Source organism: Nocardioides bruguierae (assembly GCF_023554635.1).
Classification (GTDB): Bacteria; Actinomycetota; Actinomycetes; order Propionibacteriales; family Nocardioidaceae; genus Nocardioides; species Nocardioides bruguierae.
Map to the genome: position 1 here is coordinate 108,837 of NZ_JAMJPH010000006.1, position 14,086 is coordinate 122,922.

Here is a 14,086-nt window from a genome sequence, read left to right on the forward strand (position 1 = left end):
CCGCGGCGGACACCCGGCCCGCCGAGGAGGCCGATTGAGCCCCCGGGGCGGCGGCGCGCTATGTTGTCGCCGTCGCGACACCGGTCCGCCGGTCGTCGAGGACGTGCCTCCGTAGCTCAGGGGATAGAGCACCGGTTTCCGGTACCGGGTGTCGCAGGTTCGATTCCTGCCGGAGGCGCAGACGAGCGAAGGCCCGGCCCACAGTGGGCCGGGCCTTCGTCGTTCCCGCTCCGCTCGCTCGGGCTCTCCCTCGCTCAGCAGCCCCCGCTCAGCAGCCCCCGCTCAGCAGCCCCGGGGCAGGGTGGCGTCGCGTCGGGCGGCGTTCGCGAGCCGACGCGCCTGGGCGTAGCTGGGGCGGATGACGCTGGCGCCGTTGATGGTGGCGAACGAGCCCCCGAGCACGCAGGTGGAGATCCGCCCGGGGCGCACCTGCGCCACGGCCTGGGCGAGCCGGAACAGCTCGGCGGGCGCCGCGTTCGCGCGGGTGTTGCGCAGCACGCTGAGCACGCCCCGCTCGAGGAAGCCCGGCTGGCCGGCACGCTGGCGCACCTTGGCCGCGATGCCGCGCAGCACCCGCTGCTGGTTGGCAGAGCGGTCGAAGTCCCCGCCCGGCAGCGACTTGCGGATGCGCGAGAACACGTGTGCGTCGTAGCCGCCGAGGTGGATGCGTCCGGCCTTGAACCCCTTCGGCTTGAGGAACTCGTCGGCGAAGGGACGCGGGTTGCTCACGGTGATGCCGCCGATGTCGCGCACCATGTTCTCGAAGAACGTGAACCGCGTGACCATCACGTAGTCGGGCTGCAGCCCGAGGAAGCTGCCCACCGTGCGGCCGAGCAGCTGCGGGCCGCCGTAGTAGAGGGCGGCGTTGACGCGGTTGCTGCCGTGGCCGGGGATCGGGACCCAGGAGTCCCGCGGGATGCCGATGCTCGCCGCCGCGCCGGTGCGGGTGTCGATACCGACCATCTGCAGGGCGTCGCCGCGCGAGCGGGTCATGTCCTGCCCCGGCCGCGCGTCCGAGCCGACCGCGAGGATCCACACCACCCGGTCGCTGGTGTCGAGGCCGCGGGCGTGCGGCAGGGCCACCACCGTGACCTCGTCCTCGGGGGTGGCGCTGTCGGGCACCAGCACGGCCACGAGGGCCAGGACGACGGCGAGCAGGCCGAGCCTGCGGACCGTGCTCACCACGTACCGGCTCATCGGCTCGCCCCCGTCCGCGTCTTCTTCTGGTTGTTCTGCTTGCTGCTCTTCTGCTCGCCCGCCCGGGGTGCGGCCGCCGCGCCGCGCGCCTGCGTGACGTCGTAGGCCACGACCTGCCAGCCCTCGCGGGCGTCGTGGGTCATGGCGAGGCGCGCCTGCACGAGGAAGCGGTCGCGGACCCGACCGTCGGTGGCGTAGACGAGGCCGACCCGGGCCGTGGCGGCGCGCGGCACGCGCTTGACCGAGAGCACGTCGACCAGCACCCGACGTCGCACGGCCACGAGGTCGTCGACCCGGGCGCTCACGGCGGCCGCGGTGGTGAGACGACGGTCGGTCGCGGCCTGCCGCGCGGTGGAGCGGGTGAAGGAGGAGAACGCGCCCTGGAAGGCCTGCCTCGAGCCCGGCCGCGGGTAGCGGCGCTCCACGAAGGCCCCGTCGATCCACGCGTCGGCGGCCCGACCCACGGACGCGGCCACCTGGCGTCGGCGGTCGAAGGGCAGCGCGCCGACGACGGTGCCGACCTGGACCGTCGTCCGCACCGGACGGGCAGTCAGCGTCTCCCCCTCCTGGACCGAGGCCGAGGGAGGCGACGTCGGGGCGTCCGGCCGCTCCGCCTCGTCCTGCCCGGTGCAGGCGGCCAGCCCGCCCAGCCCCAGGGCGAGCGCCAGGGCCAGGGCGAGGAGCCTGGCCGGGACGAGCGCCGCCCTCGGCGTGGCGCCGGCCCCCGTGCGTCGCTCATGCGCGACCTCGTCGTCGGGCCCCCGGCCCCGGCGCACCGTCACTGCTCACCCTCCTGGGGACGTCGTCGCCGCGGTCGTGCCCGAGTGCCGTCCGCGATCGGCGCACCACGGTACGTGGAGGTGGGACAGGGATCACATCGACCGGGCCGGACGGCCCGTCCCGCCGTGGCCACGGCCTCTGGAACGATCAAGTCCATCCCTGCCGGACCGATCGGGACCACGACTCGGGACCAGGGGTCGTCCTCGCGCCACCGGGCGAGCAACAATGGTGCGCAACCGTGACGCGTGCGACCCCGGCAGGTGGCTCCCGCATGCTGCGACCCGGCGTGGGTGCAGCCTGCGGAACCGGTCTAACCTGGAGTCCTCCGTCACACCCCGCCACCACCAGCGCGCGAAACCCGGAAGAGGCGAACCCAGCCGTGCCGCAGTCCCCAGGCAGCTCCACCTCCGCCACGACGACCGAGGTCTCCGACGACTTCGGCGCCAACGAGTGGCTCGTGGAGGAGATGTACGAGCAGTTCCGCAAGGACCCTGCCAGCGTCGACCCCACGTGGGCCGCGTACTTCAAGAGCCACCAGCCCGGCGCCGGCAACGGCACCAGCAACGGCACGAGCAACGGCACGAGCAACGGCACCGCCAAGCCCGCCGCCCCGAGCACCGGCAGCAGCAACGGCACCGCGAAGGCCCCCGCCAAGGCCCCGGCCCCGGCTGCCAAGCCCGCCGAGAAGCCCGCCGAGAAGCCCGCCGAGGCGAAGTCGACCGGCAAGCCCGCCCCCGTCGCCAAGCCGCGCCCGTCCGGCAAGGCCGCCGAGCCCAGCCGGGGCACGTCCACGCCCATGCCCAAGGAGTCGGCGCCCGCCGCCAAGAACGCGACCAGCGACGAGCCCACCTACACGGTGCTGCGCGGCGCTCCGGCCCGCACGGCGCAGAACATGGACGCCTCGCTGACGGTGCCCACGGCCACGTCGGTGCGCTCCGTCCCGGTGAAGCTGCTGTGGGACAACCGCACCGTCATCAACAACCACCTCGCTCGTGCGCGCGGCGGCAAGGTGTCCTTCACCCACCTCATCGGCTACGCCCTGGTGCAGGCGCTGAAGTCGATGCCGGAGATGAACAACTCCTACGCCGAGGTCGACGGCAAGCCGAACCTGGTGACGCCGGCCCACGTGAACCTGGGCCTGGCCATCGACATCAAGAAGGGCAGCACCCGTCAGCTGCTCGTGCCCAGCATCAAGGGCTGCGAGTCCATGGACTTCGCGGGCTTCTGGACGGCCTACGAGGACGTCGTGGTCAAGGCCCGCGACGGCAAGCTCACCGTCGCCGACTTCCAGGGCACCACGATCAGCCTCACCAACGTGGGCGGTCTGGGAACGAACCACTCGGTGCCGCGCCTCATGGGTGGCCAGGCGGCCATCATCGGCGTCGGCGCGATGGACTACCCGCCGGAGTGGCAGGGCGCCTCGGCCGACGCGATCGCGCGAAACGCGATCAGCAAGGTCATGACGATCACCTCGACCTACGACCACCGCGTCATCCAGGGCGCCCAGTCCGGCGAGTTCCTCAAGCGCGTGCACCAGCTGCTGCTGGGCGGTGACGGCTTCTACGACGAGATCTTCCGCTCGCTGCGCATCCCCTACCAGCCGATCCGCTGGGCCAACGACATCGCGACGTCGCACGACGACGAGATCTCCAAGCAGGCGCGCATCCTCGAGCTGATCCACGCCTACCGCGTGCGCGGCCACCTGATGGCCGACACCGACCCGCTGGAGTACCGCCAGCGCACCCACCCCGACCTCGAGGTCGAGAACCACGGCCTCACCATGTGGGACCTGGACCGCGAGTTCGCCACCGGCGCGTTCGGCCCGACCGGCCGCCCGTTCATGAAGCTGCGCGACATCCTCGGGATCCTGCGTGACTCCTACTGCCGCACGACCGGCATCGAGTACATGCACATCATGGACCCGGAGCAGCGTCGCTGGCTCCAGGAGCGCGTGGAGGTGCCGCACACCAAGCCGCCGCGCGAGGAGCAGCTGCGCATCCTGCTCAAGCTGAACCAGGCCGAGGCGTTCGAGACGTTCCTGCAGACCAAGTTCGTCGGGCAGAAGCGGTTCAGCCTGGAGGGCGGCGAGACCGCCGTCCCCGTCCTCGACGAGATCTGCGAGGCCGCCGCGGAGGTGGGCCTCGACGAGGTCACCATCGGCATGGCTCACCGCGGCCGCCTCAACGTCCTCGCGAACATCGTCGGCAAGAAGTACAGCCAGATCTTCCGCGAGTTCGAGGGCAACGTGGACCCGCGCACGGTCCAGGGCTCCGGCGACGTGAAGTACCACCTCGGCGCCGAGGGCGAGTTCACCGCCGGCGGTGGCGAGAAGATCGCCGTGTCCGTGGCCGCGAACCCCTCCCACCTGGAGACCGTGGACCCGGTGCTCACCGGCATCGCCCGCGCCAAGCAGGACGTGCTGGACCGGGGCGAGGACTTCCCGGTCCTCCCGCTGCTCGTCCACGGCGACGCGGCCTTCGCGGGCCAGGGCGTCGTGGCGGAGACGCTCAACCTCTCCCAGCTGCGCGGCTACCGCACCGGCGGCACGATCCACCTGATCATCAACAACCAGGTCGGCTTCACCACCTCCCCCGGCTCCTCCCGCTCGTCGCTGTACTGCACCGACGTCGCGCGGATGGTCCAGGCGCCGATCCTGCACGTGAACGGCGACGACCCCGAGGCCTGCATCCACGCGGCCCGGCTCGCCTTCGAGTACCGCCAGGCGTTCCACAAGGACGTCGTCATCGACCTCGTCTGCTACCGCCGCCGCGGCCACAACGAGGGCGACGACCCGAGCTACACCCAGCCGCTGATGTACGACCTCATCGAGCAGAAGCGCTCGGTGCGCAAGCTGTACACCGAGTCCCTCATCGGCCGTGGCGACATCACCATCGACGAGGCCGAGCAGGTGCTGCGCGACTACCAGCAGCAGCTGGAGCGCGTCTTCACCGAGGTCCGCGAGGCGTCCTCCGAGCCGCCGACCGAGTGGACGACGGTGCCGGACTACCCGGACAAGCCGGCCGGCGACACGGTGACCGCCATCGACGACGAGCTGATGGCGCGCATCGCCGAGGCGTACACGACCCCGCCGGAGGGCTTCACGGTCCACCCGAAGGTCATGCCGCAGCTCCAGCGCCGGGCGAAGGGCATCCTCGAGGGCCCGATCGACTGGGGCACCGGCGAGATCCTCGCCTTCGGCGCCCTGCTGAGCGAGGGCCGCCCGGTGCGCCTGGCCGGTCAGGACTCCCGACGCGGCACGTTCGTCTCCCGCTTCGCCACGATCATCGACCGCAAGAACGCCGACGAGTGGACGCCGCTGGCCCACCTCACCGAGGACCAGGCCCGCTTCTACGTCTACGACTCGCTGCTCTCCGAGTACGCCGCGCTCGGCTTCGAGTACGGCTACTCGGTGGCGCGGCCGGAGGCCCTCGTCCTCTGGGAGGCCCAGTTCGGCGACTTCGTCAACGGCGCCCAGTCGGTCATCGACGAGTACATCTCCGCGGGCGAGACCAAGTGGGGCCAGCGCTCCGGCGTCGTCCTGCTGCTCCCCCACGGCTACGAGGGGCAGGGCCCGGACCACTCCTCGGCCCGCATCGAGCGGTTCCTGACGATGGCGGCCGACGAGGCGATCGTGGTGGCCCAGCCGTCCACGCCGGCGTCCTACTTCCACCTGCTGCGCAAGCACGCCCTCGGCGAGGTGCACCGCCCGCTGGTGGTGTTCACGCCGAAGTCGATGCTCAAGCGCAAGGAGGCCGCCTCGCAGCCGGCCGACTTCACGCAGGGCACGTTCCGACCCTTCATCGGTGACGACTCCGCCGACCCGAACCAGGTCGACACGCTGCTGCTGTGCTCGGGTCGTGTCACCTGGGACCTCATGGTGGAGCGGGCCAAGCGCGAGGACGGCCACCGGTTCGCCATCGGTCGCGTGGAGCAGCTCTACCCGCGTCCGCTCGGCGACATCCAGGCCGAGATCGCCCGGTACCCGCACCTCAAGGAGGTCCGCTGGGTGCAGGACGAGCCGATGAACAACGGCCCCTGGCCGCACTACGCGCTGAACGTGTGGCCCGAGGTGGACGCCAAGGTCGTGCCGGTCACCCGACCCGAGTCGTCCTCGCCGTCGGTTGGCACGATCAAGCGCCACCAGGCGGAGCAGAAGGAGCTGCTGGGCCGGGCCTTCGCCTGATCCACGCCGCAGCATGACCGTCCCCCGGGCCGGGTCGACCTCGTGTCGGCCCGGCCCGGGGCTGTGAGCAGACCCTGCAGGAGAACGCATGTACTTCACCGATCGAGGCATCGAGGAGCTCGAGAACCGCCGCGGCGACGAGGAGGTGACGTTGGCGTGGCTGGCCGAGCAGCTGCGCGCCTTCACCGACGTCCACCCCGAGCACGAGTCCGCCGTCGAGCGGCTGGCCACGTGGCTCGCCCGCCTGGACGACCCCGAGGACTGACCAGGGGCCCGCGGGACGCGGTGCCGGACGCGTGCACACCCCGACACCGAGCACCGCTTGAGTGGACGCGTGTCACCGGACCGCACCGGTGTTACCCGATTCGGCGTATGTGAACCTTTTCCCAGGTCACCGCTAGGGCCGATATACCCTGGGGGTATTCCCCTCAGTGCTCTACTGTCGCCACATGGGACAGGTGAGAGCGGAACGCAAGGAGCAGACGCGCAGAGCGCTGCTGTCCGCCGCACTGGACCTCTCGGGAGACAGCAGCCTCGGGTCGGTCTCGTTGCGGCAGGTGGCCAAGCACGTGGGCATCGTCCCCACGGGCTTCTACCGGCACTTCTCCTCGGTGGAGGAGCTGGGACTCGCGCTGGTGGACGAGTCCTTCACGTCGTTGCGCGCGCTGCTGCGTGACGTCCGTGCCGTCGAGACCGGCGCCTCGCTGGCCGACGACGCCAGTGCCTCCGACGTCGTGGACGCCTCGGTGGACATCATCGTCACCCACGTCGAGGCCCACCAGCCGCACTTCGCGTTCATCGCGCGGGAGCGCGCCGCCGGCCCGCCGGCCGTGCGCGACGCGATCCGCCACGAGCTGGACCTCTGCGCCCGCGAGCTCGCCACCGACCTGGCGCGGGTCGGCGGCGCGGACACCTGGTCCGGGGAGGACCTCCGCATCCTCGCGGACCTGTTCGTCACCACGATGACGGCCACGGCCGAGTCGCTGCTGCGCGCCGAGGGTCGCCCGGCCGCCCGCACCGCGGTCGTGCAGACCGCGCGCACGCAGCTGCGGATGATCCTGGTCGGCGCCTTCCACTGGCGCTCCGACCGCTCCTGACCTCGCCCGCTCCGCGGGCCGTGTGCGCCGGGCGGCCCCAGGCCGGCCGGCGCACGCGTGCTCTCAGCCCCGTGCTCAGCCCCCGGCGCACCCCCCGGCGCACCCGCGCGGGCGGGCCGGCCGGGCCCGCACCTGGGCGTCGCCCGGCAGGTCGAGGACGTGCAGGACGGCGTCGGCGACCGTCTGCGGCCTGATCCACCGCGCGGGCTCGTACTCCTTGCCCTCGTGCGCGTGCACCGCCTCCTGCATGGGCGTGTCCGTACGACCGGGGTAGACCGACGAGACGCGGACGCCGTGCCCGGCCTCCTCCGCCCGGAGGCTGTCGGCCAGCGCCTTCAGGCCGTGCTTGGACGCGGCGTACCCGGCCCACGACGCCGAGGCGCTCAGGCCCTGGCCGGAGCTCACGAAGACGACCGTGCCGCGGCTCGCGCGCAGCGCGGGCAGGCACAGCCGCGTCAGCACCGCCGGGGCGAGCAGGTTGACCGCCAGCTGGTGCTCCCACTCCCCCAGCGGCGCCTCGGCCACCGGCCCGAGCGCCACGACGCCCGCCGAGTGCACGAGCGAGTCGAGCCGGTCGGGCAGGTCGCCCGCGAGGCCCTCCAGGGAGGCCGGGTCGGCGAGGTCGGCGACCAGCGTGGTGCTGCCGGGCCAGCGCTGCTCGAGCTCGGCGGCGCGCTCGGCCGAGCGGGCGAGGAGCGCGAGCGCGTCCCCGCGGGCGTGCAGCCGGTCGACGAGCGCGGCGCCGATGCCGGAGCCGGCGCCGGTGACCAGGTGGGTGCGGCCGCTCACCGGGTGAGCACGATCTTGCCGAAGACGTCGCCGTCGACCATCGCGGAGAACGCGGTGGGGGCGTCGTCCATGGGCACGGTCCGGTCGATGAGCGGCCGGGTGCCGGTGGCGTCCAGGAGCTGCACGAGGGAGGCCAGCTCGCCCGAGGTGCCCATGGTCGAGCCGATCACCGAGAGCTGGAGGAAGAAGATCCGGGTGAGCTCGGCGTCGTCCAGCTTCGGCCCGGAGGTGGTGCCCGAGACGACGATGCAGCCACCGGGACGCAGCGAGCGGACCGAGTGCGACCAGGTGGCGCGTCCGACGGTCTCCATCACCCCGTCCACCTTCACCGGGAGCCGCGCGCCGGACTCGAAGACCTCGTGCGCGCCGATCTCCAGCGCGCGTGCCCGCTTGGCCTCGTCACGGCTGGTCACCAGCACGGTGAGGCCCGCCGCGCGGGCGAGGATGATGCAGGCAGTGGCCACGCCCCCGCCGGCGCCCTGCACGAGCACGGTGTCCCCCGGCTTCAGGCCGCCGCGGACGAAGAGCATCCGGTACGCGGTGAGCCAGGCCGTGGGCAGGCAGGCGGCCTCCGCGAAGGAGAGAGAAGCCGGCTTGGGCACCACGTTGCGCCGGGGCACGGCGACCTTCTCCGCGAACGTGCCCTGGTAGCGCTCGGAGAGCAGCGAGCGGCGCGGGTCGAGGGTCTCGTCCCCGCTCCAGCGCGGGTCGTTGACGACGGCGTGGACGACGACCTCGTTGCCGTCCTCGTCGGTGCCCGCGGCGTCGCAGCCGAGGATCATCGGCAGCGCCTCGGCCTTGAGGCCGACCCCGCGCAGCGACCAGACGTCGTGGTGGTTCAGCGACGCGGCCCGCACGGTGACGGTCGTCCAGCCGTCGGGGACCTCGGGCTCGGGGCGCTCCCCCACGCGCAGCGCGGAGAGCGGGTCGTCGGGGCTGGCGGTGTCGGTGTAGACGGCGAACATGCTCGTGACGCTACTCGGAGGCAGGACTCGTGGGCAGGGCCCGGGCGCAGGAGGCGGCGCCTCAGCGCCGCGCCACCCCGTCGCGGCGGGCGGCCTCTGCCACGGCGCGGGAGACCGCCCCCGGCACGCGCGGGTCGAACGGGTGCGGGATCACGTGGTCCTCGCGCAGGTCGTCACCGACGAGGTCGGCCAGGGCCGTCGCGGCGGCCACCTTCATCGGCTCGGTGATGGAGCGAGCCTGCACGTCGATGGCGCCGCGGAAGATCCCCGGGAAGGCCAGCACGTTGTTGATCTGGTTCGGGAAGTCCGAGCGCCCGGTCGCCACGACCCGGGCGTGCCGGTGGGCGACCTCCGGGTGCACCTCCGGGGTCGGGTTGGCCAGCGCGAAGACGATCGCGTCGTCGGCCATCCGCGCCACGTCCTCCTCGGGCACCGTGCCGCCGGAGACCCCGATGTAGACGTCCGCGCCCGCCAGGACGTCGGACAGGCTGCCGGTGCGGCCGGTCAGGTCGGCGGTGGCGGCGGCCAGCGCACGCTTGACCGGTGTGAGGTCGCCGCGCGAGGAGTGCAGGACGCCCTTGCGGTCGGTCACCGCGAGGTCCGTGATGCCCGCCTGGAGCAGGATCTTGGCGACGGCCACGCCGGCCGCGCCGGCGCCGGAGATCACGACGCGGACCTGACCCGGCTCCCGGCCGGTCAGGCGCAACGCGTTGGTCAGCGCCGCCAGGGCGACCACGGCGGTGCCGTGCTGGTCGTCGTGGAAGACGGGGATGTCGAGCATCTCCTTGAGCCGGTCCTCGATCTCGAAGCACCGGGGCGCGGAGATGTCCTCGAGGTTGACCCCGCCGAAGCTCGGCGCCAGCCGCGCGACAGTCGCGATGATCTCCTCGGTGTCGGTGGTGTCGAGGCAGATCGGGATCGCGTCGACGCCACCGAACTGCTTGAACAGCACCGCCTTGCCCTCCATCACGGGCATGGCGGCCGCGGGGCCGATGTCGCCGAGGCCGAGCACCGCGGTGCCGTCGGAGACGACGGCCACCGTGTTCGGCACCCAGGTGTAGGTGCGGGCCAGCTCCGGGTCCTCCGCGATCGCCTCGCAGACGCGGGCAACACCCGGGGTGTAGGCCAGCGAGAGGTCGTCGGCGTCGCGCAGCGGGGCCGTGGCCGCGATGTGCATCTTGCCGCCGACGTGCAGGTCGAAGGCCGGGTCGCCGGCCCGCGGGTGCTCGTCCGGACCGGGCAGCGTCGGGCCCACCGCACCCGGGGCGGCCTCGGCCTCGGGCGTGCGGGGGTCGGTCTCGACGAAGGCGTCGGTCATGGCGGGCTCTCTCCTGGGCGCGGGTGCTCGTCCGGGCCGGGACCGGCCGGAGTGCGGGCGTGCGTGACGGTGGGCGGCGACAGGTCGGTGTCGCGGGGTGTCCGGATCGGACGGCGGCGGGTGCGCCGGACCCGCAGTCTGGCACAGCGAGGCGGCACAGAAGGTGGGTCAGGTCACACCGTGGTACCGCTGGGCGGACGCGGCCGTCCGCAGAGCGTGCCAGGGGGGGTCGGGGGCGAGCGCCCCCTTCCCGGGTCTCAGGCGGGCGGTTCGAGCCGTCGGGTGGGACGCGGCCACAGCCGCGCCCGCACGACGCCGAGCACGTCGTCGTCCGGGACCGGCCCGCGATGCCTGCTGTCGACGCCCTTGTCCGGCGCGTCGCTCAGCACCCACCAGGCGGGTCGACCCGTCGCCGTCGTCCGCCGGTCGTGGGCCCGCTTGACCGCGACGGTGCCGTCGGCTAGGCGGGCCACCACGACCTGCCCTGGCGCGGGCGCCGCGTGGTAGTCGACCCACAGCCGGTCGCCGGGGCGCAGCGTCGGGGTCATCGACTCCCCGCTCACCAGGGCCATGCCCCAGCGCGGGCCGGACCTCGCCCCGCCCACGGCCCCGGACGCCTGACCGTCAGGTGTCGGGAAAAGCACGTCCCGGACCGTCTCAACCAGAGGTGGGAGGCGTCGTCGGCGTTCGGGCACGAGAGTAGTGTCCCAACCGACCGTTCCCCATCCTCGAGAGGACGCCATGCTGCGCTTCCCGCTGGCTCGTACCGCCACCGTCTCCGCCCACTGCGACCTGCCCTGCGGCGTCTACGACCCCGCCCAGGCCCGCATCGAGGCCGAGTCCGTCAAGGCCGTCATCGCCAAGGCCAACGACTCCTCCGACCCCGACTTCCGCACCCGCGCCGTGCTCATCAAGGAGCAGCGCTCCGAGCTCGTCAAGCACCACCTCTGGGTGCTGTGGACCGACTACTTCAAGCCCCCGCACTTCGAGAAGTACCCCCAGCTCCACACCCTCTTCAACGAGGCCACCAAGCTGGCCGGCGCCACCGGCACCAAGGGCACCATGGACGCCGAGGCCGCCGACTCCCTCCTCGCCAAGATCGACGAGATCGCCGAGATCTTCTGGGAGACCAAGAAGGCCTGAGGCCACTGCCCTCACCCGGGGCCTCACCCGGGGCCTCACCCGGGGCCTCACCGGGGCACCGCCCGCACGGGCGGACATCGAACGACGCCGTCGCCGGCACCCGGCGACGGCGTCGTCGCGTCCGGACGAGAAGGCTCGCGGGCTGGTACGGACCGCCGCGGCCGAGTCGGTGAGCACTGTTTCACCGGGCGCGCCCCGGGGTACCGGAGCCGGTGCGAGGTCATGACCTAGGGTCTGGCGCGAGCACGGCCCGTCCCCCTGACCGGGCCACGACCAGCGAAGGCGGTACCCATGTCCCTGCCCGGCCAGCCCGCGGGCCCCGGCACCCCGGCCGACGTCGAGATCCGGGTCCCTGCCGACGGCGCCTACGTCGCCGTGCTGCGGACCCTCACCGCCGGCCTCGCGGCCCGCCTCGACTTCACCATCGAGGACATCGAGGACCTGCGCATCGCGGTCGGCGAGGCCTGCGCCATGGTGCTGCCCGAGGCCGACGAGGCCACCGACCTGGTGGGCAGCTTCGCGCTCGCCCCCGGCCGCCTGACCGTCCAGGTGGGCGTGCCCGCCACGCACCCCTCGCCGCCCGACTACGACTCCTTCGCCTGGCAGGTCCTCACCACGCTGGCCGACGCGACCGTCGCCACGCACGACGGCCGCTTCGTCGTGACCCTCGTGGCGACGTCGACGCCGCTCGGCGGGAGCTGAGGACCGTGGTGGCCACGTCCGGGCACGACAGCCTCAGCGGGGACGCCCCCGTGCCGGAGCTGTCCCTGCCGGAGGTCCCCGACGCTCCCGACCGGGACCGCCGGGCCGGCATCGAGGAGACCCGCCGCCGCAGCGGGGAGCTGTTCGCACGCCTGCTCGACCCCGGGGCGAGCGAGGCCGAGCGGGAGACCGCGCGCGACGCGCTGGTCCAGCTGCACCTGCCGCTGGTCGACCACTGCGCGCGCCGCTTCCGCAACCGCGGCGAGCCGTTCGAGGACCTCGTCCAGGTCGGGACGATCGGGCTGATCAAGTCCGTCGACCGCTTCGACACCGACCGCGGGGTCGAGTTCTCCACCTACGCCACACCGACGATCATCGGCGAGATCAAGCGCTACTTCCGCGACAAGGGCTGGGCGATCCGCGTGCCGCGCCGGCTCCAGGAGCTGCGGATGCAGATCGGCTCCGCGACCGCCGAGCTCACCCAGGACCTCGGCCGCTCCCCCACGGCGAGCGAGCTCGCGGGGCACATCGGCTGCAGCGTCGAGGAGATCGTGGAGGGCATCGAGTCCTCGCACGCCTACTCCACGCTCTCGCTGGACGCCGGCGACGACTCCGAGGACGGCGCCGCGACCATGCTGGACGCGATCGGCGAGGAGGACGTCAACATCGCCCAGGTCGAGGTGCGGGAGTCGCTCAAGCCGCTGCTGGACCAGCTCGAGCCGCGGGAGAAGAAGATCCTGCTGCTGCGGTTCTTCCGCAACATGACCCAGTCCCAGATCGCCGAGGAGATCGGCGTCTCGCAGATGCACGTCAGCCGGCTGCTCAACCGGACGCTCACGCACCTGCGCGCCTCGCTGGCCGAGGACGCGGGCTGAGTGACGCGGCCTGAGCGACGCGGGCTGAGTCAGGCCCGGCGGGGCTCCCCGCCGGCGTCCTCGCCGTCGGCTGCGTCCTCGGCCTCCTCGGCGTCGGGGTCCTCCCCGCGCGCGAGCGCCCGCGCCCGCCCGCGCTCGTCCAGGTAGCGACGGGTGCTGGGATGGAGCAGCCCGGCCAGGCCGAGCCCGCCGGCGGCGACCAGCGCCGCCGAGACCGGCTCGACCGAACGCAGGCTCCAGGCCATCAGCAGGGTGAGCGCCTGGACGAAGACGAGCGGGTTGCGGCCCCAGCCACGGCCGACGACCAGCGACACCCCGGCCGCCACCACGACCAGGCCGAGCCCGACGAAGAAGATCGTGGTGCTCACGCCCAGCTCCAGGCGCTCGGCCGCGGTCGCACGCGCCTCCAGGACGCCCAGCACGAGGAGGGTGGCGCCCTCGGCGAGAGCGGCGAGGGCGGCGACGAGCAGCCAGCCACCCCTCCGGGTGGCCGCGGGGACGGGCGGGTCCGTGGGACGGTCGTTCACGTCGACCAGCCTAGGGCTGCCCCGTGACCCGACCCCGATCCCGGCCACTTTCGTGCCTGCCGTGTGACGTCCAGATGACGTTGCTGTGACGCAGCCGACGAACTCCGCAGGGGGAAGGGACTTGTGTCACGGGGTGTTCGTTGTCAATCTAGTCGCTGCGCTCGTCGACGCGTACACGTTGCTGTGCCCACCGCACGAGCCCCGCAGGCCCTGTCGCCCCTGGCCTGCACGATCGTCAGAAAGAGGGAACACCCTGCCATGGACTGGCGCAGTCGCTCCGCATGCCTGGACGAGGACCCCGAGCTCTTCTTCCCCATCGGCAACACCGGCCCGGCCGTCCTCCAGGTCGAGGAGGCCAAGCAGGTCTGCCGCCGGTGCGACGTCCGCGAGCAGTGCCTGCAGTGGGCGCTCGACGCCGGCCAGGACCACGGCGTCTGGGGCGGCCTGTCCGAGGACGAGCGGCGCGCGCTGAAGCGCCGCAACGCCCGGGGCCGTCGCACCGCCTGACCC

14 protein-coding genes and 1 tRNA gene are annotated in these 14,086 nt (G+C 72.9%); 8 read left to right on the forward strand and 7 right to left on the reverse strand.

All coding sequences use genetic code 11. The annotated features are described in order from the left end of the window. The first annotated feature begins 105 nt into the window (after positions 1-105). A tRNA-Arg gene (locus tag M8316_RS05260) sits at positions 106-178 on the forward strand. A gap of 104 nt (positions 179-282) precedes the next feature. On the opposite strand, the gene M8316_RS05265 is transcribed toward M8316_RS05260, so the two are convergent. Both M8316_RS05265 and M8316_RS05270 read right to left on the reverse strand, forming a co-directional pair. Continuing rightward, positions 283-1,197, reverse strand: a complete 915-nt coding sequence (locus tag M8316_RS05265; RefSeq protein ID WP_250052652.1) for an LCP family protein — start codon at positions 1,195-1,197, stop codon at positions 283-285. Next, the gene (locus M8316_RS05270; protein ID WP_250052654.1) at positions 1,194-1,979 is read right to left on the reverse strand and encodes a hypothetical protein; all 786 of its coding nucleotides are present in this window, start codon (positions 1,977-1,979) and stop codon (positions 1,194-1,196) included. The genes M8316_RS05265 and M8316_RS05270 overlap by 4 nt, the downstream gene beginning before the upstream one ends. Before the next feature lie 377 nt (positions 1,980-2,356). Here M8316_RS05270 and M8316_RS05275 point away from each other — a divergent pair, with 377 nt between their 5' ends. The 3 genes from M8316_RS05275 (at position 2,357) to M8316_RS05285 (ending at position 7,257) form a co-directional block, all read left to right on the forward strand. Continuing rightward, positions 2,357-6,160 carry a multifunctional oxoglutarate decarboxylase/oxoglutarate dehydrogenase thiamine pyrophosphate-binding subunit/dihydrolipoyllysine-residue succinyltransferase subunit gene (locus M8316_RS05275; protein ID WP_250052656.1) on the forward strand — a complete coding sequence of 1,268 codons (3,804 nt, stop codon included), beginning with the start codon at positions 2,357-2,359 and terminating at the stop codon, positions 6,158-6,160. An 88-nt stretch (positions 6,161-6,248) separates the two neighbouring features. Further along, positions 6,249-6,425, forward strand: a complete 177-nt coding sequence (locus tag M8316_RS05280) for a DUF6104 family protein (RefSeq protein WP_250052658.1) — start codon at positions 6,249-6,251, stop codon at positions 6,423-6,425. A gap of 184 nt (positions 6,426-6,609) precedes the next feature. Further along, the gene (locus M8316_RS05285) at positions 6,610-7,257 is read left to right on the forward strand and encodes a TetR family transcriptional regulator (RefSeq protein WP_250052661.1); all 648 of its coding nucleotides are present in this window, start codon (positions 6,610-6,612) and stop codon (positions 7,255-7,257) included. 75 nt (positions 7,258-7,332) lie between these two features. Here the strand turns inward: M8316_RS05285 and M8316_RS05290 are convergent, their stop codons facing one another. The 4 genes from M8316_RS05290 to M8316_RS05305 form a co-directional block, all read right to left on the reverse strand. Further along, positions 7,333-8,046 carry an SDR family oxidoreductase gene (locus M8316_RS05290; protein WP_250052663.1) on the reverse strand — a complete coding sequence of 238 codons (714 nt, stop codon included), beginning with the start codon at positions 8,044-8,046 and terminating at the stop codon, positions 7,333-7,335. Further along, the gene (locus tag M8316_RS05295) at positions 8,043-9,011 is read right to left on the reverse strand and encodes a zinc-binding dehydrogenase (protein WP_250052665.1); all 969 of its coding nucleotides are present in this window, start codon (positions 9,009-9,011) and stop codon (positions 8,043-8,045) included. Before M8316_RS05295 ends, M8316_RS05290 begins: the two co-directional genes overlap by 4 nt. A 61-nt stretch (positions 9,012-9,072) precedes the next feature. Further along, entirely contained in the window at positions 9,073-10,188 is a 1,116-nt protein-coding gene (locus M8316_RS05300; protein WP_250052861.1) for an NAD(P)-dependent malic enzyme, read from the reverse strand. Between the two features lie 398 nt (positions 10,189-10,586). Beyond that, positions 10,587-10,901, reverse strand: coding sequence for a S24/S26 family peptidase (locus tag M8316_RS05305; protein WP_250052667.1), 315 nt, complete (start codon positions 10,899-10,901; stop codon positions 10,587-10,589). Positions 10,902-11,070: 169 nt separating this feature from the next. Here M8316_RS05305 and sodN point away from each other — a divergent pair, with 169 nt between their 5' ends. From sodN to M8316_RS05320, 3 genes are all read left to right on the forward strand, one after another. After that, complete coding sequence (sodN, locus tag M8316_RS05310; RefSeq protein WP_250052669.1) at positions 11,071-11,472, forward strand: superoxide dismutase, Ni; 402 nt, start codon at positions 11,071-11,073, stop codon at positions 11,470-11,472. Between the two features lie 291 nt (positions 11,473-11,763). Further along, positions 11,764-12,174, forward strand: a complete 411-nt coding sequence (locus tag M8316_RS05315; RefSeq protein WP_250052671.1) for an anti-sigma factor — start codon at positions 11,764-11,766, stop codon at positions 12,172-12,174. A 5-nt stretch (positions 12,175-12,179) separates the two neighbouring features. Then, positions 12,180-13,049, forward strand: a complete 870-nt coding sequence (locus M8316_RS05320) for an RNA polymerase sigma factor SigF (protein WP_308195963.1) — start codon at positions 12,180-12,182, stop codon at positions 13,047-13,049. Between the two features lie 29 nt (positions 13,050-13,078). On the opposite strand, the gene M8316_RS05325 is transcribed toward M8316_RS05320, so the two are convergent. Then, positions 13,079-13,576, reverse strand: a complete 498-nt coding sequence (locus M8316_RS05325; RefSeq protein WP_250052673.1) for a hypothetical protein — start codon at positions 13,574-13,576, stop codon at positions 13,079-13,081. Between the two features lie 258 nt (positions 13,577-13,834). On the opposite strand from M8316_RS05325, the gene M8316_RS05330 reads away from it, so the two are divergent. Beyond that, complete coding sequence (locus M8316_RS05330; RefSeq protein WP_136568628.1) at positions 13,835-14,083, forward strand: WhiB family transcriptional regulator; 249 nt, start codon at positions 13,835-13,837, stop codon at positions 14,081-14,083. Positions 14,084-14,086 lie beyond the last annotated feature (3 nt).

Bases quoted from the DNA above. Each gene is read 5' to 3' on its own strand.
- M8316_RS05265 (WP_250052652.1), bottom strand. From the start codon at position 1,197: ATGAGCCGGTACGTGGTGAGCACGGTCCGCAGGCTCGGCCTGCTCGCC.
- M8316_RS05330 (WP_136568628.1), top strand. From the start codon at position 13,835: ATGGACTGGCGCAGTCGCTCCGCATGCCTGGACGAGGACCCCGAGCTC.
- M8316_RS05300 (WP_250052861.1), bottom strand. From the start codon at position 10,188: ATGCACATCGCGGCCACGGCCCCGCTGCGCGACGCCGACGACCTCTCG.
- M8316_RS05280 (WP_250052658.1), top strand. From the start codon at position 6,249: ATGTACTTCACCGATCGAGGCATCGAGGAGCTCGAGAACCGCCGCGGC.
- M8316_RS05315 (WP_250052671.1), top strand. From the start codon at position 11,764: ATGTCCCTGCCCGGCCAGCCCGCGGGCCCCGGCACCCCGGCCGACGTC.
- M8316_RS05295 (WP_250052665.1), bottom strand. From the start codon at position 9,011: ATGTTCGCCGTCTACACCGACACCGCCAGCCCCGACGACCCGCTCTCC.
- M8316_RS05305 (WP_250052667.1), bottom strand. From the start codon at position 10,901: ATGGCCCTGGTGAGCGGGGAGTCGATGACCCCGACGCTGCGCCCCGGC.
- M8316_RS05285 (WP_250052661.1), top strand. From the start codon at position 6,610: ATGGGACAGGTGAGAGCGGAACGCAAGGAGCAGACGCGCAGAGCGCTG.
- sodN (WP_250052669.1), top strand. From the start codon at position 11,071: ATGCTGCGCTTCCCGCTGGCTCGTACCGCCACCGTCTCCGCCCACTGC.